We start from the raw sequence: 20,683 nt of genomic DNA, 5'->3' as shown, positions 1-20,683 counted from the left end.
TAAATCTATGTTAAGCATTTGATTCAACACAAAAAAATCACTTAACAGGGATTTAACATCGTTTGTTATACGATGGTTGCATCAAGTTTAGGAGGAACAACAATGTATATTCTAAAAAAACCAAATGGAGGGTGAAGCTGTGAGAATATCGAATTTGGCTCGCAAGGAGGTTCTTGTGGCCTTCTGCTTTCTCGCTCCGAGCTTGATTGGTTTTGCTCTATTTTATTTAATTCCGTTTGGTCAAAGTATTGTTTTCTCTTTCGAGAATCCAAGCGGAGAAGCAGGATTGTCGCTTGCCAATTATCAGAGCCTGTTAGCCAGTTCGTCCTTTCAAAAGGCAGCTGGGAATACATTCTGGTTCACTATTATTGGCGTTCCAATCCTTATTCTATTATCACTGGCTCTTGCCATGCTGCTTAACAAACGAGTCTTCCTTCGAAACTGGCTGCGCACCTCTTATGTGCTGCCACTGGTTGTTCCAGTAGCTTCGATTGTCCTCGTATGGCAGATCCTGTTTGATTGGAATGGCTTTTTTAATCATGTATTGGAGTGGCTTGGAATCGATCGGATCGATTGGATGAAATCAGAATGGGCGCAAGGAGTCATTATCGTTATCTATGTATGGAAAAACATGGGCTATAACGTAGTTCTGTTCTTGGCCGGTTTGCAAAATATCCCTGATCAATATTATGAGATTGCAAGCCTGGAAGGAGCAAGCTGGGCTCGTAAGCTCCAGATCACCTTGATTTATTTAATACCGACAGGATTTTTAGTTATTCTGATGTCGATTCTGAACTCATTCAAGGTATTTCGGGAAATCTATTTAGTTGCGGGTGACTATCCACATGACAGCATCTATATGCTTCAGCACTATATGAACAACATGTTCCTAGCGCTCGATATTCAGAAGCTGTCAGCAGCAGCATGCTTGATGGTGCTCTGCATTCTAGTCATTGTGCTGATGCTCTTCCGAGTTGAACGAAAGTTCCGTTCATTTATGGAGTAAAGGGAGGTGTGTAGATGAACAAAAAACAGATTAGAACACTGCTACTCACTATCTTCCTAACGGTAATCGCGCTTGTAATGCTGTTTCCTGTTGTACTGACAATTGTAAGCTCCTTGATGACGGAGAAGGAAATTATGCTGAATTACAGCATGTTGGGTAATACGCAGACGAATGATTTTGTGAATTTGAAGCTGATTCCAGATTGGGTTTCGTTCGAGCAATTTTTCAAGGTGCTTATTTCAACCTCGCAATTTCTTCGTATGTTTTGGAATTCTGTATTTATGGTGGTTCCAATCATTACAGGTCAGGTCGTGGTGGCAACATTAGCGGCATTTGCATTAGCCAAGCTGCGATTTCCTGGCAGAGAGCCATTATTCATTGTGTATCTGATAACCATGCTCATGCCGTTCCAGGTCACACTTGTACCGAATTACATCATGTCTGATCGATTGGGGCTTATTAATAGTCCGGGCTCCATTATTTTACCGGGCATATTTGCAGCGTTTGGTGTGTTCCTGCTCAGACAATTTATGCTCCAGATTCCAACTGCATATATGGAAGCTGCCAAGATGGATGGGGCGGGCTATTTCCGTTCCTTTGTCACGATCGCCTTGCCTATGGTGAAACCTGGCATGGCAGCGCTTGTTGTTCTGCTGTTTGCAGATTACTGGAATATGGTGGAGCAGCCACTGATCTTTCTGCAGGATGCCGCTTTACAGCCCTTGTCCATCTTTCTATCCCGCTTGCAGGACGATGCGTTTGGGGTATCCTTTGCTGCTGCGGTCTTGTATATGATGCCCATGATTCTCTTGTTTCTTTTTGCAGAACGGTATTTTATTGAGGGCATAGAGCTTTCTGGAATTAAAGGATAGGTGGAATGAGATGACAAGCATATCTAAGCGACAACGTTTAACGGCTGCTTTGTTTATATTGTTCTTTGCGATATTGGCTGGCTTGACTTTCTTTAGCAGCACACTCGAAACGATGATGCTGCCCAAAGTGATTACGGAGAAGCTTGTTTCTAAAGCATTAGTTCATGATGTTAACGGGAGTGGAGTCTTAACGCCTCGAAAACAGGTGGATTTGGTGAATGAGAGTGGCTCTAAAATTTTGAAGGTTCATGTAAAAGAGAATGAAAAGGTTAAGAAGGGTCAAAAGCTGGTGACATTCGACAGCTCTGAATTGGGTGAGCAGCTATACCAAGAGGAAATGGCGCTTAAAAAGCAAAAGCTGAATCGGGAGGTGTTGAAGGAGAACTTAATGAATGCGGTGCGCGACGGTGATGAGCAAGCAATTGTCAAAGCTGAGCGAGATTTAGAACTGGATAATATGGATCTTGAAATGGCACAAAGAAAATTGAATAAGCTGCGTAAAGAAAAGGCGGACAAACAATCGCTGAGTGCCCCCTTTGACGGCAAAATTACAAAGGTTACAGCAGAGGATAGCATGAACGCCTCACAAGGCGGGGCTATTCTGACACTTATGGATAGTGGCAAGGGCTTCGAATTTTTATTTGCTGTCGATTCGGGGAATACGGCATTATTCGAGATTGGGTCAAAGGTTTCTGTTCGATTGGTGAAAGACAATAAATTGGTTAACGGTACCATTCAAGAGATTAAAACTGTATCTAAAGAAAATAGTGAAGAATCACCCGATGAATCCAGTTATCAGGTTGTCGTTTCCGTCACCGATGATGGTCTTCAAGGCGGCGAACAAGTAAGTCTAGATATAAAGAAGGAATCGAATGAGAAAGGTTTTGTGTTACCAAAGAAATGGGTTCATAAAGATGCAACAGGAAGCTATGTCTATGTAGTTGAGGAGAAGAAAAGCTCACTCGGCAATACGTTCAATGCACGCAAGGCTTATATTGTAACAGGTGATTCAACCGAGGATGAAGTCGTAGCAGTGAGCGGGTTAAGTCGACTTGATGAGATCATTATTGAATCAAGTGAACCGCTGCAGGAAGGTAATCGAATCCGAATTTATTGAAGGGAATGAATGAATTTGAATAGAAGATGGGTATTGGCCTTATTGGCAATGATAGTCGTATTATCGGGATGCTCTAGCAGCAATGTGGGATCAGGTGGAGGTGGAGCATCTGATGAACAATCAGGTACAAATGGCACAACGATTGAGATTGCACTGATGTCAGCAAATCCTTATTTGGATGAAGCAATTAAGCAATATAAAAAAATTCGTCCAGATGTCCACATTGAAACCAAAGAGTATAAAGCTACACCTCAAATCGAGGAAAATACATCGAGTGAACCATTAACAAAGGGCGATATCGAGAAATATGTACAATCGGTCAGCACACAGCTAATGTCTGGCAAAGGGGCAGACATTATCGTAATGAATGAATTGCCGAAGGACAAATATGTAGCCAAGAACATGCTGGTTAATTTCTATGATCTGATGGACAAAGATGCTGACTTTGATCGAAATCAGTACTATCAGAATATCTTTAAAAACTCACAGAATGGAGATGGTTTGTATGCAATGCCATTCTCATTTGCCCTTGACGCGTTTACTGGCAATAAAGACTTGTTAAAGCAAGGTAATATTGAAATTAATGATCAAACTTGGACATGGGATGACTTTAAAACGATCTCAAAGAAGCTGAAGGAACAAGTTGGTGATGATCATGTCACATTTGGTAATCTATTCCCAGTTCAACTGTTATCGGAGTATATAGAGGCTAATTATAATAAGCTCATAGACCAAGGTCAGGCAAATTTCGATTCCGATTTATTTCGAGATATGATGAAGCAAATCAAATCGATGTATGATGAAGGTGTGCTTAATGCCGAATTTATGGAATATTCCGAATCCTTGTTCAACAATGCTAACCTTCTCGATCCAATAACAGGCCTGGCTCAAGTCCTTGATCCAAAGTTTACTATCTATCAAAAGCCAACAGTAAATGGACAATATAGCGGAACTCCATTTAAGTCGTATTTCACTTTAGGCATGAACAGCAAATCTAAGGTTCAAGATGAAGCATGGAAATTTATTAAGTTCATGCTTTCCGAGGAAATGCAATCTTCACCAATGGTAGGAGGCTTTGCGATGCATAAGGGAGTTGTAGAGAAACAGCTGGGTGATGCCAAACAGCAGGCAGTAGCGGGTACACTTACTGGACAGAAGTTTGATACTAATACAGTAGAAAGCAAGATTAAAGAATTGCATCAGCTCATTGATGGAGCGAGTACGAATTTATCTAGCGATTTCAAGGTCATTTCAATTGCGATTGAAGAATTTGATTCCTATATGAGCGGTCAGAAATCAGTTGAAGATGTCAGCAAGCTGATTCAAAACCGAGTCAACACGTACATTAACGAGTAAATAGAAATCCTAATGAGATTTTCATTGGGCGGAAATTTTAATGTGTGTGGCATCGGATGTTACAGCAGCTGCTGGAGCGGCGTAAAGGAAGAGTATCACCTTCGAGGCTGAAGGTGGTGCTTTTTTTGTGCAATGAGATGCATCGTGGGTATGGGGAATAATCACCAAACGAATTGTGCTCAATATCCTCATATTTTGATTCAAAACAAAGTAGGAGCGCCCTTTCGGAGGCTCTCCCTACTTTAGAACACAAAAAAAACTGGCGACTGTTGAATACAGGCCGCCAGCAACTTTTTTACGTATATCCAAGCTTGCCGAGCAGACGGCTCAGCATAATCGCCATTTCTGCGCGGGTTGCGGTTTGATGCGGTCTGAAATTGCCTTCATTGTCGCCTATCACGATGCCGCTGGAAAGCATTTGCTGTACAGCTCCGACAGCCCAATTCGATACCTCGCTCGAATCGTTGCTATGAGTCGAATGATCTGGCTGATGGGAATGCTATGAAGAGGCGTGATAAGGTTCGTTCTCTCATCGGGGATTCCCTCATAGAAGTTTAAGTTCGATGTCCGTGTAATACTCAAAAATTTCCTCTCACTTATGATACGGTTCGCCGTAACGGATCTATCGGCGAAAAATCATAAGAGCTGCTTTCCACACTAATAATGATCCAAACATGCGAAAAAAACCACTAATGTACATTTGCTCCTCTACGGGTGTGACAAATAGCGGTTCTTCATTTACAACTCTCCTTCAAGAAACTTAATGAGGTACATTTCAGGCTGCACGAGGAACTCTGTAAAGCTACATAAATCCGCATAAACCTGATGCTCCACGTCATAACAGCCTATCAGGCCTTTTTTCTTCGGGTTCCAAACTAGCTGCAGATCGGAGGAATTATCGATATCAGCTGACAGACGCAGCAGCTTTTGCCTGCCGACTTTCATCTCAATCGTATCGGCCAATGTGAAAAAGTCTATATACCCGATTCCATATTCATTTTGCGCTAGCTCAAGGCGCAGCTTGTCTCCAGTAAGAAAGCTGACCAGTTCATCGGTCAGTTTATATTTTTTTAACTCATACTTTTTATTTTCTATATTATGAAGCTCAGCCGGCTCCAGCGATTTCAAATAGTCAGCTAAGATTGTATCCTTATTGCTGACCGCAATCGTATACGGCCGCTCGCCGTCCTTTTCCGCAAAAGTCACGTCCGCACCGCGTTCAATCAAAAATTTGACCATGGCCAGATTACCCATTCGCGCGGCAACGGTTAACGGAGTCGCTTGATAAGGATAGACCATATCCGGTTTACTGTAATTGATGTCCACCCCATGATCGAGCAAATACGTGAGTGTCTTATAGTCATGATCCGATACGGCTTGACGCAATACAGCACCGCCATGCAACTTCATATCTAATCCCAGCTCATGAACGAGCGGGATATTGTTTTTGTTACCATAGTAGGCCTGTGAATATGCGCCTGACCCGATTTGATTGAGCTTGACCAGCTTGGCTCCTTGCGCTGCTATGTAGCGAATGATGTCTTCCTTGCAATAGCGAACTGCTCGCAAAAAGGCCGGATTATGCTTGACATTCAGGTTGACGCCGAGCTCTACCAGCAGCTTTACAACATCCATTCTCTGCGATATAAGCGCCAGGTCGAGCGGACTTAACGTGGTATGCTTGCTAAGTACAATGCCATCTTCAATATCCCAGCCTGCTGCAAATGCAGCCTGCAATGCCGGAATATTTCCTTTGTAAATGTACATCGCGATTTCCGGCAGCTCCTCGAACCTCCCGATACCTTTTAGATTGATCATCCATTACCCGCTCCTACTCAAAGTCTTATGTTCATTTTCTTATTTCATTCAGTAATCGCGCGCTGCATCGAACCAGCGTTGAGCCATCTCCTCTGTTATAGGCCGGCCAATCAGGTGGTCAGACTGGCTGAGTTGCCATACCGCTTCACCAAGGTCTTCTCGTTCGGTGGTTTCGATGCCTTTGAGGGTGTTGAAGCGCACGGTGAAAGCGGTAATCGCTGCCTCGGCATCGGCAAAGCTGCGGGCCTCGGCCAAGGTTGCCTTTGCAACATTGTAAGCTTCGTTAGCCAGCTTGGCCAGACGTTTAGGCCAGGACGAGAACGGGCGGCCGAACTCGGTCGTCCACCACTCAGGCTTTCGTAATTGGCTCACTGAAGCATGGCCGGCCCACAGGCGGGTTTTGGCGCGTGTTTTCATTTGCTGCCTTAGGCGCTTACCCGTGCTCTCTTCCACGTTGTAGGCGATAAATCTGTCAAGTAACGGCCACGTGTCCAAGGAGGGTAAGTCCTCCAAATCAGGCATGAAGCGCAGCTCCAGATTCGTTAACCGGGCATGGCGAGCCAACGAGTCCATGTCGCAGAAGTTCCCCCACAAACTCAGTGAGTCAAGTTTTGGGAACCGGTCCAGACCGTCCAGCGAGATGGGTTGTCCCAGCGGCGAGTTTTGCAGCGTCAGGCTCGTTACCTGGTGCAACTCACCCAGGTCGGGCAGCAAGAAAGGAGTATCATTCTTGCGTCGGCTGGTGCGCGGCGCTAGAGTCAGAGAAGATGGCATATCACCAGTGGCCGAAAAGCGTGATAGATCGCCGGACATACTCAGGCGGAAAGGCCGCTTCGGAAGCTTCAGGCTCAGAGGCCCTCTTGACTGGTCCAACTCGATATGCAAGCCATGCAAAATGGACTGGCTGGCGTCCACCACCGTATCGGCAGACAGGACCGGAGCCCACGTCATCTCTTCAATGGGACGTTTCTGCGCCCATTCCAAGAAGCCCGCGTCACTGCCTGTATAGTGCAGAAATCGCGGCCAAGGCGAGCCCGCCGGCGTAGCAAAGGCATCGAATACGGTCCAATCGATACGCGCATCAGGCGCGACATGAAGGTCCGCCTTCTTCCCCAATTGCGATGGTCCAATGGATAGACTGCCCACACCGGGCTGAATGACAAGAGTGTGACTGCGAGGACCTGTCAGGTCGATAGGATAACGACCAACTTCTCTAACAGAACCAGCAGAAGGACGAGCTTGGTTATCATTTGGCATTTCTATTATCCTTTCTTCTAAAACATATCAAGTCATTTCGGCAAGTGTTTTCTTCGACCATAACCCTTTTTTCGCAATAATCGGCATAAATCTAACTATTCACGCCTGCCTCTATCTTCTGAGCAATAAATTGTAATCTTGCAAAATACCGCTCTGATGCCTCCCAGCGCCTAAGGTCCAAAAAGGACATGTCCTGCTTGCCATATTGATTGGGCGGCTGATAATGCCGGGAAACATAAGTTCCATTGTCCAATGTATAAAAATAATACGCTTCATCCAGAGTCTTGATTTCAATCCGAGCATGTAGGTAGTCTCCATCCTCGTCCGCATACGCTTCACGGAAGCTGTAATATTTTGAGCCGTCCCAGAACCCGTCATTCTCCTCCTCTTCCCAATATAATTCCTGAATTACAGAGTGTTGCAAGATGTCTTGCACATACTGGACCTCAATGTTTCGTAAATAAAGCTCAGCTATATTAGCGCAGGTCAGTAACATAGTCCAGCAATCGCTAATCTCCGCTAGCTGTTCCTGAGACTCTTCTGTAATGTCCTCCTACTCAGACCCCTCATCTATGGTTCTCCTCAACAAACCGACGGACTTTCTCTACAAAATGCCGCCCCACGGAGTAATATTCATCCTTATTCACGGCATCGTCCAGCCACTTCATCAGCTTCACCCCGTCCTGTTCGGCTTTGTAGAAATGATTTAATGGGGAGAGTGTATGTGGTGTCCTGCCCGTCTTCTCGTTAAGACCGTAATCAGTGATGTAATAATAGTAGCCTGGCAATACTTCAGTTAGCTCTCCGGCAGATTGCAGCATGCGGGCCGACCAGCGATGCACATATTCGCCATCGTCCGAAACGTCACCATTCAGATCCTTTTCAAAGTCGAACAGCAGCTCATCATAAAGCGTATTGGACTGCAAAAGTACCGCGTTGTCCGGGAGCAGCTTGCGATTCGCCGCGAATACGGACGAAATCAAATCGCCGTGGACTTCATAACCAAAGGTTGCTGCAAAGTTGGCCTTCCATTCGTTATCGATAATATCCGGCCAGCGGTCGGCATTTAAGTAGGACCCGTCCGACGTTCCATTATTCCATCATTGATTAAGGGCATAGGACAACGTACTATCAAATTTAAGTGAATCGAATGGACCTAAATCCTGATCCTGTGGTTTCTGTCCAATGCCCACTTTCCCAACAGGATGTCTTCCTCCTGTGTAATAGTTGGCAACCGCGAATTTAATGCTGGGCTCACCACCAGCCGGATCCAGAATCGCTAATGCTAGTGTATAATCGCCCTTTGCCAGCTCAGAGGGAAGCTTAAAGTCGCCGGTTACCTTATTCACGAGAGCTGGTTTGGAATATTTTCTCGCTTCCGTATCCCAATCCTCCCCCGGCAGCCATGCCCGGATATCGGCAACGAATTCGCCTTTCCAAACCACCTTGCGATTCTCATCCAGCAGGCTGGCTTCCACTGGCCAATCGTAATAGAACGGCGCTGACCCTTCATTGACCACATCAAAGTTGACCTGAAGCGTACCTCCAGGTTCGACACTGTCGGTGAAGCTTGCTTCATGGATCACATAACGGTAGCCGAATGCCTGCTGCATCTCGGTTGCTCCGGCTGCAACCTCCCTATTCAACGGATTTTTATACATATCGATCCAGCCTAGACCCGACGTATGCGTTTCTCTAATCCAGTCTATGATATGATCCCTGTGCTTCTTAATGCTTAGTGATTCATCCGGACTACCACCAGGCTGCTCCCGATAGTTACCCCAGTTGTAGGCGACCTCACCACTAATCACTTGAGTTCTCCAATCATCCCGTTCAATAATGCCATTGCCACTGGAATGGTCGTCAGCGTGTGCGAATGAATCCCAATAGAAACCAAAGTCATAATCGATGAACGTATACGGATAGCGGATCGTTACCTTCTTGTTAGGAAATGCCTTCACATACGCATCTCCAATTGCCTTCTGGAAGTCCTTAGGAATGAAGCTCGTTCCATCCGCCAGCTTAATCGGATGAATATGGTGCTCGCCCCAATCGCCCCACAATGAGGATTCGATAAAGGCTACACGCGGATCGTTATTCCAGGCCTCTCCCAATTTAGCAATAAAGGAAACTAAACGATCCTTCAATTCCTCTGTAGTCCATTCTGTAAACGGATCGCCATGCGGTATTCCATCCGGCCAGTAGTCACCTACTTCCGGATAGCGAATAATTACTCTCGGCACAACTTTAATATTTTTTTGTTCAATATCCTTCCATGCCAAATTGCTCCAATCTATAATTTGTTGCACGGAGTCGGAAGCAACAGCCTCCAACTCTGTATAAGGAATGTAGTGCTTGTAAAGAGTACCATATTCATGGGGCTTAAATTCGGATTCCGACATGAATCGAGTCGGCCTAAATCCTTTCAACGGGTTTTTGAAGGCTTCCTCCGTTCCCTGCAATTCGACGGTCAGCAATTCGCTTGCCAACGGGGTATCGTTCGTCCCATTCGCATCGATCGTTTCTGCAGATTCTCCTGCCATTTGACTTCCTCCTTGACTAAATTGAACGTATATCAATACGGCCAACCCTATTACCGCCAGTAACCCCACCGTGGTGGTGATCCTTTTCTTGTTCACACCTCTACCTCCGTCTTCCTCTTCCTGGAATCAGCTTTATTTTACCCATTAAATCGAATCAAGACGAACCAAGCGAACGCCATGCGGCACGACTGCAAACTGCAGCAGTGCGCTTGCAGGATCATGCTGTTCACCTGTCCACAAATCGGTAACCTTATAAGTGCCAAATAAATCTATTGAATATAATTCAACTGCAACGTTCTGTTCATCATCGCCTATGTTGAAGAATCCCAAGTACACTTCATCGGACTGGCCGCGGGACATCCATACAACCCGATCTTGCTCACGGTAGAGCTCGCGGATGGAGTGTCCGTTTCTGTGCATCGCAAGCACTTCCCGATTCGTCAGCAACGATAATGTCCATTCGTCATTGCTTCTTAGCTCGCCGCCGAATATAAGCGGTGATTGGCATAGACACCACAACGACACCATCGTTCGTTGTTCGTCCCGCGTAAAACGGGTCATTCGCTCGCCTACCCCATCGTCTTTGGAGCGGATTGCCAGATGACCAAGCGGCAGCATATCCAGATCAGGCCAGCTTCCCGGTCCGCCATACTGAATCCATTGGCTGCTGTATTCAAATGATTTATATAAATATTTCCAATCATCCCAAAAATCAGCACTCACTCGCCAAAGATTGGCCTGTTCCTTCAAATGCTCTGCCAGCTGCAGCGGTGCTGGGCCCGGAGATAAGCTCAATACGATATCCCGGCCACAGCGGTCGATTGCACCGCGGATCAATTCTATCTCTCCCTTTGAATACGGATGCGAGATGTCGTCCACCTTCACATAATCGATTTCCCATTCGGCATAGAGCTGAAAAATCGAATTATAGTAGGCTTGTGCGCCTTCCTTCTGAGACTGTATGCCGTACATATCCGTAATCCAGTTGCAGATCGAATACGTGTGCGCAATTTCCCTCGCCCCCTTGCTTGAGCCCAGAATCGGTGTGTTGGAATGAACGGCCTGTCTGGGAATACCGCGTAGAATATGAATACCGAACTTGAGTCCCATGGCGTGGATCCGATCCGCTAACGACCGGAATCCTCTGCCATCCGCCGCAGAAGGAAAGCGATTGACAGCAGGAATCAGTCGGGAATACTCATCCATTTCAAGGGGGACAAAGGGGTGAAATATCGAGCAGTTAGCGGTTGGTTCATACCATTGGGCATCGACAACAATATATTCCCACCCATATGACTTAAGATGCTCGGCTACATAATTCGCGTTGCCGATCACCTCTTCTTCATTGACACTCGCTCCATAGCAGTCCCAGCTATTCCATCCCATCGGCGGAGTAGGTACCAATCGATTTTTGCTATTTGCGGCAACGGCCGCTGATTCCATCTTATTCATAACCATGCTCCCTCTTTTAATAGGATGTCTTCCAAAAATAGGCCTCATTGGCCAACGATGCCAGTCCGCTCCACACTCTCTACAAAGTAACGACCGACGAATATATACAGGATGATAATCGGCAGAATCGCCAGTAATCTCATTTTCTTCATGAAGATCCCTCCCTTGTCATTCTTCTCTTGTATATCCACCACTCCTCAGTAAAGCGCTTCCAAATATACTGTAACACGAATACGAAATTTGAGCAAATAATTGCGCAAATAATTTTCCTGTATGTTTTCGGAAAATACAAGGAACCGACGATCATTCCAATTCGTGATTCCTTGTATTTTACCAGCTCAATTCAGAACAAATTCATCAACCGCGACGCATGGATCCTTCGTTTATATTTTTGCAGGATTCACGAATGATCAATTCCGTTTTTAATGTAATGTTAAATTGGGAAATGTACTTGTTGCTGATGATTTGGGACATCATGCTGGCAATAAGTTGATTAATATCGTACTTAAATCGTCTCACGGAGGTTAGAGGCGGGGACATATATTCAGATACTTTCCAATCATCGAATCCTACGATGGATACATCCTCAGGAACGCGCAAGCCTTTGCTTCGCAATGCTTTGTTCGCCCCAAGCGCAATGGTGTCGGCAAGGGCGCATATGGCAGTAAATTTCGTGCCGTAAGAGATCAGCTGCTCCACGGCCTGATGCCCGTGAGCCATGCTGAACGAGCCAAATATTACATGGTTCTCGTCGATGCTTAAACCAAAATCTCTAATCGCCGCCCGGCATCCCTCCATTCGATTTTGGTTGACCCAGTGATCTGAAGGACCAGCCAAAATCGCAATATCACGATGTCCCAACTCATACAAATATTCAATCACTTTATAAGTACCGCCGTAGTTGTCATAGTCAATATAATTCCATGGCTTGTTGTAATCTCTGCCATTCGTGACAATGTAGGGAATATCCAGTCTGTTCAGTTCATCCATAATTTCATCGCTGACGAACGGATCAAAAACGACGGCCCCATCAATGGCCCGCTCCTGCAAAAGCTTATAACAAGTCGAATTTTTATCGAGCTTCCCTGTATTCGTCGTCAAAATAATTTTGTGCCCCATCGCCTCAAGCTCATCCTTTAAATTGTTCAATTCAATGGATGATGAGGGATCGTCGTCTAGGAAATCATTGGAGTTGGTTACAAAGATGCCTACCGTATAGGACATTTCATTAATTTTTTGCAGAGTAATTCCCGGTGTATACAAATACTCTTTCGCGACTTCAAGCACCTTCTGTTTAGTCTCTTCGCTAAAGTTGCCCTTGTTGCTTAATATCCTTGAGACTGTACTAACGGAAACATTAGTACGCTCCGCTATATCTTTGAGTTTCAGCATCGTTTCATCCACTTTCTTAGTAAATGATATATCCCTTCTTAATGCAGGCTCAGCAAACTCAATTTACCATAGTTAATACGCGCATACAATCACCTTCGCAAAAATTGCACAATTTTTTGCGTCTTTTTTGCGCTGCTATTTGTGTTTTGAATACAAAACAACTTCAACACACTTGTGTGCGTCGAAGTCGTTTCGCTACAACCTCATAAGATATATCCGTATTAACGAACGGATCTTTTCCTATAGACGATTAAACCCGTTGCGGCAATCGCCGCGAGGAATGCCAGCATCACATACCCTGTAATTCCTTGATCACCTGTATCCGGATTGGCTGAAGCCTCCGCAGCATCTCCGCTCGAAGCTTCTTTAGCCGGTTTTTCTTTCTTCGGCTCTTTGGCGGCAGCGAGATCTTTATCGGAATGAATGCTGATTGAATCCAGGTAAAACTACATCCTTATATTCAATCGGGTGCCAGACTATGGAGTACGTGCTGTTCGTCAAGCTATTCACTTTCGCGTAATGCTTACCGTCGATTATAACGATTTTAGTCGGTACGTGGCGGACGGTCCCATCTGATTCGACTACGATACCTGTTGTAATTTTGTTAGGATCTACACTAGTAGATTAATGTTTCCTTACTATTATAAAGCGCTTTCAAAGATCTCTTGATAGTCTTACAAGTACAAACGGCTATTTCCATCCTTGGTAATAGCGATGCAACGTTTATATCGTCCACTAATTCTACTGCAAATAGCTCAACATCAGGGAATTAATCGGAATTGTCGACTAATTATAGTCGCTTTTTCCGACCATAGCGGCGACTCTACGCGGTTCTCGATTTTCACCCATGTTTTCGTAGCTTCATTATAATAGAAAATCGCTACTGTTTGGTTGCTATTCACTTTAATTGGGTCGAATACCATAGCCACCATAGCTGGCTTGTTGAGAGTTTCAGACATATTCTTATGGACGTCGAACACCGAGCTTGCCGGAACTTCATTGTGAGCAAATAGATTTTGCGTATTCGATACCTTCTCGATGTTAATTTCCAAAGGTTTGCTGGTCGCTAATAAAGATCGCTTGATCCAAGCTCATTTCGCCGGTGCTTCCTACCGGAAGCGTTAGTTTCCCATTCGTTGAGTAGATTGGGTTGCTGATTGAACTATTGCTACTGCTTGAACTTCCGCTTGAGCTGTTGCTTGGCGAAACGGGGTTGGATGGGGAGGAAGCTGGGCTTGATCCCACGACATTCGTTGCAACCACCGTGAACGTGTATTCAATTCCGTTCGTCAACCCCGTGACCGTGACCGGACTCGCGGTTGTGCTCATTCCTGTAAATCCTCCTGGACTAGACGTAACTGTATAGCCCGTGATCTCACTTCACCATTACTCAATGGGGCGTCGAAGCTGACCGTCGCTTGTCCATTCCCTGCTGTAGCTGTCACATTCCTTGGTGCATCCGGTACAGCAGCAACTTTAAACGCATTTGAATAAGAATATCCTGCTACATGACTGTCATTCTGATCGTTAACACGAACGTGCAAATACCACTCACCTAAAGCAGGAGGCGTAGAAATGGACTCTTCGCTCGTGAACTCTAACCACTTCACATTCGGCCAGTCGGGTACCGTTTTCACTTCTGACCATCGGTAATACGTTTTGGGTGATCCTACAAAATCAGGAACAGCTACCGTTACCTTTGTTGAATGAGCTTGCTTTCCCTCTGATACGCCGTTTGGAGAATAGCTGACTCCGTAAAGACAAAATATTGAGGAATTCATACCCATTCCCAGAAGCATACGTCTTTGCTGGAGAAGGATCAAAAGCTATCATCGTAATCAGTGATTCAAACGCATCATCTGCAATTGTGGATGCATCCCCTTCAACAATGACACTCGTTAATGGGGGGTTATGATAAAATGCACCATGCCCTATCCACGTTACACTGTCCGGGATCGACACACCCACTAATTTGTTATCCTGAAATGCATACTCCCCTATGCTTGTTACCCCTTTCGAGATCGTCACACTCTCTAATAAGCATTCCCAAAATGCAGCATACATAATGATCCTCACACTGCTTGGGATCGTCACACTCGTTAATTGTTTATTTAAAAATGAAAAATCCCCTATATTCGTTACTTTTTTCCGTTTATTGTATCGGGAATATCAACCATTTTGGCCGTTCCATTATATCCTGTAATGATTACTTCTTAGCTACTTTCTATGTATTCAAAATCTCCTGCCGCCTTCGCCTCCTGAATAATACCTCCTGTCCACGAGCCTAGCGTAATCAAAGCTAGCTTGAGTAGACAAATCATCAACTTCCTTATTTCCAACAAACTCCATTGCATCATACGGCTGTTGCACCCTCTTCTATTATTATTCGATTGCACCACTCCATACTGTACTAGAGAATTCTTGCTTGAATATTAATGGATTATTATGAATAATGTAAACTTATGGAATTAAAATACAAGAAAGTTACACTGCTTTACTGTACGTACATTCATGCTGATTAGGCGTTAAATAGCCAATAGATGAATGGGATTCTTCCTCACAAAAAAAAGACCCGCACTACGCGTTCCTTGTTGGGGCCATCATGCTGTATGTTCTGCGATCTAAATTACAACCTGATTGGGATAGTTTAGTAAAATTGAAAACAAAATTTTCGCCCTATTTGTGGTACGGTTCCCCCCGATTAATCCGAAACGCCCGATACACCTGCTCCAGCAGCAGCACGCGCATGAGCTGGTGCGGATAGGTCATACGTCCGAAGCTGAGCTTCTTGTCGGCCCGGGAGAGTACGGCGGGCGAGAGGCCGAGCGAGCCGCCGATGACGAACGCGACGGCCCCGCCGCCGTAGACAGCTTGCTTGTCCAGATGAGCGGCGAGCTGCTCGCTCGTCCACATCTCGCCCTCGATGGCCAGTGCCACGACATGGGCGTCGGGCTTCAGTGCGGCGAGGATCCGCTCCCCCTCGCGGGTGCGAACCTGCTCCTCCTCCGCCGGACTCATCGAGTCCGGCGTCTTCTCATCCGGCAGCTCGCGAATATCGAGCCGCGCATACGCGCTCAATCGTTTAACGTATTCCGCTACGCCGTCCGACCAATATTTCTCCTTCAGCTTCCCTACGCACACAACCTGTATCTGCATCTGTAAGTTCCTCCTGGTGCAATTTTTCTTCTATTCTTACGACCGGCAACGGTCGATAACTACGAACCTCCAGCAATAATCGATCCCATTCCCATCATGCCCCGCTTCACATCATGCAAAACAGCGGATAAATCAGCGTGCACGCCAGCGCGGCGGCCGTGACTAACGCCCCTGCCAGATCCCATGTCATCATGACGAACACGAGTTATTATAAGAAGGTATGGGATAATGAGAATTCACAAGATCTCTCCTGATTCATGGAACTGGAAACTTTCCTATCATCATAAGCGATATGTACGGCTTTTACTACCACCATCAACGATCGGTCCATTCAGGGTCTCATCAAGCCGAACCCACTTTGAATGTCGCTGCCCCACAGCCTTGACGCATACAATAATCACTTATAAATTAAGCTATAGGGATCCTGCGAAAGCCATACAACAAAGGGGACGATAGGAATGACAGAACACATAGATTGGAAGAATAGCGCACGCGGGCATAAATTTATCGCTTCTTTTAGTGGAGGAAAGGATAGCGTCCTAGCTCTATATAAAGCCATGAAGGTTGGTGAAGCGGTCGGACTGATCGTCATGCTGGAGGAGGAAGGGAAACGTTCCCGATCACATGGAATGCCTCCGGAGCTCATATGCGCCCAGGCTGAATCGATTGGATTGCCCGTATATACGGCGGCTGCAAGCTGGGCTGATTATGAAGAAGTGTTTTTGCGCCTTTTGGCAAAGGCTAAAAATCAAGGAGCAGAACTATTAGTAACGGGAGACTTGGATATGCCTGCTCATGGCTGCTGGCACGACAAGGTTACGAAACTTGCTGGATTGAAGCTTGGAATGCCACTTTGGGAAATGGATCATCGAGAGGCCGTCGAAGAGTTCATCCATCTAGGCTTTGTAACAATCCTTGTGACGGTGAACCTATCCTTAGGAATGCGGGAAGACGATCTGGGGCGAACGTTAACCCATGAATATGTGAAGGAGCTAGTAGCCCGTGGGATTGATCCCTGTGGGGAAGGTGGCGAATTCCATACTACAGTCATAGACGGGCCCCTGTTCAAACGTCCTATTCCCGTTCGCAGAGGTGAGATCATTAGGAATGGAGAATACGCTTTTTTACCTTTGGATCTGGATCAGACGGTGTAAGGATTCAATAGGGGCTTGTTCCTTCGTAGGATACTACGATCATTAATTGAGCCGCTTGCCGATCTCCCAATGGTATCCGAATGGATCAACGAAGCGTCCTATGCGCCAGCCGTGTCCTTCACTTACGGGCGCGATTACGGTTCCACCAGCGGCGAGAGCTTGCTCGAATGCCCAATCCGGATCATTGACGGTCATGATCATTCGAGCCGTTCCTCGGCCTACCAGCTCCGGGCTGCAGTCAGGGTCATCTTGAATCCAGAAATCCGCCCCGTTGATGGAAAGCTGTGTGACGGCAAGCTTGCCGTTATCATCCTCAAGTCGGTACAGCTCTACCGCACCGAATGCTGCCTTGTAATAATCTACAGCTTTCGCCGCATTATTCACGGAAAGCCACGGGGCGATATGGGTCTCTGACCGCTCTGACTCTGACATATGGATGCTCAATACGGTATGCCTCCTTATGTATCATAGGATCAAAATTAAACATACTCTCTACATTCGCGGTGGATTCATGGGCTTCCGGCAACGACAACTATTTGCTTTTACTTGAGAATATACGAGGAGGCAATCACTGATATTGTTTATACAGCCGGTCAATAAGCGGCGAAGGCTGCACACCGAGTTCTTGCAGCAACAATTGTGTATAACGCTCATAATAGTGATGAAGGGACTGATAGTCTCCCATAGCCCCAACGATATTTAGGAGCAGGAGATTGGACTCTTCTTCAAATTCATTGCGGGATACAACTCTTCTCGCAATATGCGCTGCTTCCCGATATCGCTTCTGAATCAGCAGCCAGCTTGCGAGACGCTTGGCAAAGGAATCGTACATGATCCCGAGCCGCTCACGCTCCACAGCAGCCCACACAAATGAATTATCCTCAAATAACTCGCCTGTAAACTGTTTCTCCAGAACGATTGCCGCTGCTTCATTAGCTTCATGAATTTCCGATAATGTCTCCACACCCTGCTCAAATTGAATAAAGTCAACATCGGCATGATCTAAATCTACACGGTACTGTTCATGCGCAGATATGACCATCTCCTTGAATCCGTGCGGCGCCAACGCTTTCCTAAGCTGATAAACCGCCGTATTCAGGTAGGCCTCCGCATTCTTAAGAGGCATTTCCGGGAAAATATCCTCCAATATCCGGGGTTTCGCTACACTTCGGCCTCGATTAACGAGCAAATAGGCGAATAGCTCCATACTTTTCTTGGAAATCCATTTTAGTGTTCCCGCTTGCTTGCTGCTGGCCCCAAAGCAACCCAGTCCCTGTACCGTCAACCGATTAGGTGTCAGGCCTTCAACATCAGAGGTAGAAGCGCTCCGTCTGCTAGCCGCTCTAGTGATCGTCTGGGCCAGCCGCTTTCTGGAAATCGGCTTAACCATATAGTCCAATGGATACACATCGTAAGCATTCATTGCAAATTCTGAATGGGAAGTGGTAAACACGATGTCAAGATCAGCACGAACCGAACGCAAACTGCGGGCCAGCTCTAATCCATCGTCCGCAGCGATCATAATGTCCAGGAATGCAAGATCCACAGACCTGTCCCGTACGAAGTCCAATACTTCTGCCGCATTCTGGAAGCTTCCAACAAGCTCCACCCCTTCCATATTCGACAGCAGCCGCTTCATCGCGAGCAGCATGCCAGGCTCATCGTCAACTATGAGAACTTTCATGCTCTGTTCCGCCTCTCACGGTGAAGTGAAATACGCTCCCTTGTCCTGCTTGGCTTTGCACCCATAGACTCCCGCCGCTTAGCTGCACGAACTGCTGGCTGACGAGTAGTCCAAGTCCCGACCCCTTCTCTCCCAAGGTGCCCGCTAATGAATGAAGCTGCTGCTTCTGACCGAATAGCTGACGAACCTGCTCAGCTTCCATCCCTACCCCATTATCACGGATTGAAACGATCACCATGTCCCCGGATAACTGGGCATACACGTGGATGGAACCGCCCACACCAGTAAATTTAATGGCATTGGATAACAAATTACGAATAATTAATCCAAGCGCTTCCCGATCAGCATACACCCGAGTGCCTGAGGCAACCGTATTATTCACGTTGATATGCTTAGCTTCACTGCTAATACGAAGCACATCGCAGCATTCCTCTACAACCTCAGACAACTCCAATACCTGTGGACGAAGTGCCGTGTCTTCCCGTTGACTGCGAAACCACTCTAACAAATTATTAGCCATTCCGAGTGTATGGCGAATCTGGTCGCCTAGCGTCTCAATGATTTCCCGGTGATCGGGATCGAAACGGCCTCTGTCTTCTTCTAATAATTCAATGAGTTGAAACTGCAGCGCCAGTGGACTGCGAATATCATGCGACACGATCGTAATCAGCTGATCCTTCAACTGGTTGAGCTGTGCAATCTGCTCCAGATGCCGCTCCTTCTCCGTAATATCAACGATAAGGGAAATGCTGCCCTGCCCCTGCTTACGCAGGATATGTAACGGATTTACGCTCACACTGTATATTTTCCTTTCGCCATCCAGCCGGGTGTCAACCTCCACACGTCCCTGCTGCATAGACTTGCACAACTCCAGCCACTCCGGCCAAGGTGCCAATAGATCCGACATATTCCGACCATTAATAACGGCATAGCCCATCTCAGAAAACCATCGGGAAGCCCGCTTATTGCTGTCGATAATCTTGCCTGAAGCATTCGCGATTACGATGCTTTCTTGAAGCGTATCGAGCACAATATTCCTAGCGATGGGGACGGTAGAGAAAAACTTAATCCGCAGTGTAATGATCAGCATAATCGTTCCTATAAATCCGCAGTAAACTGATAACGGAAGCATCCAGGATGACCATTCGGGATTCACAAATTTGACAATCTCCAGAATAAGCGGGAATGAACTCAGAAACAGTACCCACATCCCCGGCTTACGAAAATCGTTACGGATACTCCGTACGTACTGAAATAGAAAATAAAGACATACAACCACAAGACAGTAACAAACGATCGAGAAAGCAGCTGAATAGACGGTCCTCGTCGTGACCAAATGGCCGTTAAAGAGCTCAATCATGCGATAGATCATATGAAGCTTGGGATCCAGCCACGACAGCAGCGACCACAGCGCGAATACCGTAAACAGCATGATCTTCCATCGAGGTTTTAATAATCTGTCACGACCGGTTAACTGAACCACGAACAGGATCAAGAAAGGTACGATTAAATTAAGTGCCGTACTCTGGATATTGCGAAAAAACAGCTTTTCCATGAATAGATAGCTGCTTTTCTCCATAATGATACTGCTTGAGTATATCATCCTGCATACGATCAAGCCGATGAGATAACTGATTCCGCGCTCTCTTCTAAACCCGTATACAAAGAATAAAATGATGCCCGTCATGATCACGGAAGCAATCATAAAAACAAGTTCCACAGTGGAATTCATGAGCGGATCCCTTTAGGTTTGGTTTGGCGTAAGAAGATAACGAGCTTTACTCGTTTCTCTCAATATAGTACACGGAACCATAGGGTGCAAGACGTGATATTCCATATTTCGACAAAAAGACTGTTCCATTGTGTCATAAAAATG

At 46.1% G+C, this 20,683-nt stretch carries 19 protein-coding genes and 1 pseudogene; 5 read left to right on the top strand and 15 right to left on the bottom strand.

Features of this window, described 5'->3' with window-relative positions; all coding sequences use genetic code 11:
- Positions 1–124 precede the first annotated feature (124 nt).
- The 4 genes from NNL21_RS32615 to NNL21_RS32600 are packed head-to-tail and all read left to right on the top strand — an operon-like array spanning position 125 to position 4,351.
- On the top strand, positions 125–1,006 hold the full coding sequence (locus NNL21_RS32615; protein WP_204822415.1) for a carbohydrate ABC transporter permease: 882 nt from the start codon (positions 125–127) through the stop codon (positions 1,004–1,006).
- Between the two features lie 14 nt (positions 1,007–1,020).
- Positions 1,021–1,878: a carbohydrate ABC transporter permease gene (locus NNL21_RS32610; RefSeq protein WP_204822414.1), complete on the top strand. Its 858-nt coding sequence runs from the start codon at positions 1,021–1,023 to the stop codon at positions 1,876–1,878.
- 10 nt (positions 1,879–1,888) lie between these two features.
- The gene (locus tag NNL21_RS32605) at positions 1,889–2,995 is read left to right on the top strand and encodes an efflux RND transporter periplasmic adaptor subunit (protein ID WP_204822412.1); all 1,107 of its coding nucleotides are present in this window, start codon (positions 1,889–1,891) and stop codon (positions 2,993–2,995) included.
- A gap of 9 nt (positions 2,996–3,004) precedes the next feature.
- The gene (locus tag NNL21_RS32600; protein WP_204822410.1) at positions 3,005–4,351 is read left to right on the top strand and encodes an ABC transporter substrate-binding protein; all 1,347 of its coding nucleotides are present in this window, start codon (positions 3,005–3,007) and stop codon (positions 4,349–4,351) included.
- A 295-nt stretch (positions 4,352–4,646) separates the two neighbouring features.
- Here the strand turns inward: NNL21_RS32600 and NNL21_RS32595 are convergent.
- From NNL21_RS32595 to rlmH, 12 genes and pseudogenes are all read right to left on the bottom strand, one after another.
- Positions 4,647–4,802, bottom strand: a pseudogene (locus tag NNL21_RS32595) (S-layer homology domain-containing protein); the annotation flags it as partial.
- A 287-nt stretch (positions 4,803–5,089) separates the two neighbouring features.
- Positions 5,090–6,169, bottom strand: coding sequence for an ankyrin repeat domain-containing protein (locus NNL21_RS32590; protein WP_204822409.1), 1,080 nt, complete (start codon positions 6,167–6,169; stop codon positions 5,090–5,092).
- A gap of 48 nt (positions 6,170–6,217) precedes the next feature.
- On the bottom strand, positions 6,218–7,426 hold the full coding sequence (locus NNL21_RS32585; protein ID WP_204822408.1) for a hypothetical protein: 1,209 nt from the start codon (positions 7,424–7,426) through the stop codon (positions 6,218–6,220).
- A gap of 91 nt (positions 7,427–7,517) precedes the next feature.
- Positions 7,518–7,850: a hypothetical protein gene (locus NNL21_RS32580; RefSeq protein WP_204822407.1), complete on the bottom strand. Its 333-nt coding sequence runs from the start codon at positions 7,848–7,850 to the stop codon at positions 7,518–7,520.
- A 142-nt stretch (positions 7,851–7,992) separates the two neighbouring features.
- Complete coding sequence (locus tag NNL21_RS32575; protein ID WP_256555639.1) at positions 7,993–8,409, bottom strand: hypothetical protein; 417 nt, start codon at positions 8,407–8,409, stop codon at positions 7,993–7,995.
- Between the two features lie 117 nt (positions 8,410–8,526).
- On the bottom strand, positions 8,527–9,969 hold the full coding sequence (locus tag NNL21_RS32570; RefSeq protein ID WP_204822406.1) for a DUF4832 domain-containing protein: 1,443 nt from the start codon (positions 9,967–9,969) through the stop codon (positions 8,527–8,529).
- A 144-nt stretch (positions 9,970–10,113) separates the two neighbouring features.
- Positions 10,114–11,421: a glycoside hydrolase family 27 protein gene (locus tag NNL21_RS32565; RefSeq protein ID WP_256555638.1), complete on the bottom strand. Its 1,308-nt coding sequence runs from the start codon at positions 11,419–11,421 to the stop codon at positions 10,114–10,116.
- A gap of 357 nt (positions 11,422–11,778) precedes the next feature.
- Positions 11,779–12,813 (bottom strand): LacI family DNA-binding transcriptional regulator, encoded by a 1,035-nt coding sequence (locus NNL21_RS32560; protein ID WP_204822405.1) that lies wholly within the window; start codon positions 12,811–12,813, stop codon positions 11,779–11,781.
- 221 nt (positions 12,814–13,034) lie between these two features.
- The gene (locus NNL21_RS36925) at positions 13,035–13,238 is read right to left on the bottom strand and encodes an LPXTG cell wall anchor domain-containing protein (RefSeq protein ID WP_373567626.1); all 204 of its coding nucleotides are present in this window, start codon (positions 13,236–13,238) and stop codon (positions 13,035–13,037) included.
- 616 nt (positions 13,239–13,854) lie between these two features.
- Positions 13,855–14,142, bottom strand: a complete 288-nt coding sequence (locus NNL21_RS32555; RefSeq protein ID WP_204822404.1) for a hypothetical protein — start codon at positions 14,140–14,142, stop codon at positions 13,855–13,857.
- Between the two features lie 348 nt (positions 14,143–14,490).
- Positions 14,491–14,946, bottom strand: coding sequence for a leucine-rich repeat domain-containing protein (locus tag NNL21_RS36920; protein ID WP_204822429.1), 456 nt, complete (start codon positions 14,944–14,946; stop codon positions 14,491–14,493).
- Between the two features lie 543 nt (positions 14,947–15,489).
- Entirely contained in the window at positions 15,490–15,969 is a 480-nt protein-coding gene (gene rlmH, locus NNL21_RS32550) for a 23S rRNA (pseudouridine(1915)-N(3))-methyltransferase RlmH (protein WP_204822403.1), read from the bottom strand.
- Positions 15,970–16,427: 458 nt separating this feature from the next.
- On the opposite strand from rlmH, the gene NNL21_RS32545 reads away from it, so the two are divergent.
- On the top strand, positions 16,428–17,123 hold the full coding sequence (locus NNL21_RS32545; protein ID WP_204822402.1) for a Dph6-related ATP pyrophosphatase: 696 nt from the start codon (positions 16,428–16,430) through the stop codon (positions 17,121–17,123).
- 42 nt (positions 17,124–17,165) lie between these two features.
- Here the strand turns inward: NNL21_RS32545 and NNL21_RS32540 are convergent, their stop codons facing one another.
- From NNL21_RS32540 to NNL21_RS32530, 3 genes are all read right to left on the bottom strand, one after another.
- Positions 17,166–17,567: a VOC family protein gene (locus NNL21_RS32540; protein WP_256555637.1), complete on the bottom strand. Its 402-nt coding sequence runs from the start codon at positions 17,565–17,567 to the stop codon at positions 17,166–17,168.
- 124 nt (positions 17,568–17,691) lie between these two features.
- The gene (locus tag NNL21_RS32535; RefSeq protein WP_204822401.1) at positions 17,692–18,807 is read right to left on the bottom strand and encodes a response regulator; all 1,116 of its coding nucleotides are present in this window, start codon (positions 18,805–18,807) and stop codon (positions 17,692–17,694) included.
- Positions 18,788–20,539 (bottom strand): sensor histidine kinase, encoded by a 1,752-nt coding sequence (locus NNL21_RS32530; RefSeq protein WP_204822400.1) that lies wholly within the window; start codon positions 20,537–20,539, stop codon positions 18,788–18,790. Before NNL21_RS32530 ends, NNL21_RS32535 begins: the two co-directional genes overlap by 20 nt.
- Positions 20,540–20,683: the final 144 nt, after the last annotated feature.

It is taken from the genome of Paenibacillus mendelii (genome assembly GCF_024498075.1).
In the GTDB taxonomy this organism is placed as follows: domain Bacteria; phylum Bacillota; class Bacilli; order Paenibacillales; family Paenibacillaceae; genus Paenibacillus_Z; species Paenibacillus_Z mendelii.
Note: the sequence above shows the minus strand (reverse complement) of the source record. Positions and strands in the feature narration are given on the sequence as shown.

Bases quoted from the DNA above. Each gene is read 5' to 3' on its own strand.
- NNL21_RS32615 (WP_204822415.1), top strand. From the start codon at position 125: ATGGAGGGTGAAGCTGTGAGAATATCGAATTTGGCTCGCAAGGAGGTT.
- NNL21_RS32610 (WP_204822414.1), top strand. From the start codon at position 1,021: ATGAACAAAAAACAGATTAGAACACTGCTACTCACTATCTTCCTAACG.
- NNL21_RS32605 (WP_204822412.1), top strand. From the start codon at position 1,889: ATGACAAGCATATCTAAGCGACAACGTTTAACGGCTGCTTTGTTTATA.
- NNL21_RS32600 (WP_204822410.1), top strand. From the start codon at position 3,005: ATGAATTTGAATAGAAGATGGGTATTGGCCTTATTGGCAATGATAGTC.
- NNL21_RS32590 (WP_204822409.1), bottom strand. From the start codon at position 6,169: ATGATCAATCTAAAAGGTATCGGGAGGTTCGAGGAGCTGCCGGAAATC.
- NNL21_RS32585 (WP_204822408.1), bottom strand. From the start codon at position 7,426: ATGCCAAATGATAACCAAGCTCGTCCTTCTGCTGGTTCTGTTAGAGAA.
- NNL21_RS32570 (WP_204822406.1), bottom strand. From the start codon at position 9,969: ATGGCAGGAGAATCTGCAGAAACGATCGATGCGAATGGGACGAACGAT.
- NNL21_RS32565 (WP_256555638.1), bottom strand. From the start codon at position 11,421: ATGAATAAGATGGAATCAGCGGCCGTTGCCGCAAATAGCAAAAATCGA.
- NNL21_RS32560 (WP_204822405.1), bottom strand. From the start codon at position 12,813: ATGCTGAAACTCAAAGATATAGCGGAGCGTACTAATGTTTCCGTTAGT.
- NNL21_RS32555 (WP_204822404.1), bottom strand. From the start codon at position 14,142: ATGAGCACAACCGCGAGTCCGGTCACGGTCACGGGGTTGACGAACGGA.
- rlmH (WP_204822403.1), bottom strand. From the start codon at position 15,969: ATGCAGATACAGGTTGTGTGCGTAGGGAAGCTGAAGGAGAAATATTGG.
- NNL21_RS32545 (WP_204822402.1), top strand. From the start codon at position 16,428: ATGACAGAACACATAGATTGGAAGAATAGCGCACGCGGGCATAAATTT.
- NNL21_RS32535 (WP_204822401.1), bottom strand. From the start codon at position 18,807: ATGAAAGTTCTCATAGTTGACGATGAGCCTGGCATGCTGCTCGCGATG.
- NNL21_RS32530 (WP_204822400.1), bottom strand. From the start codon at position 20,539: ATGAATTCCACTGTGGAACTTGTTTTTATGATTGCTTCCGTGATCATG.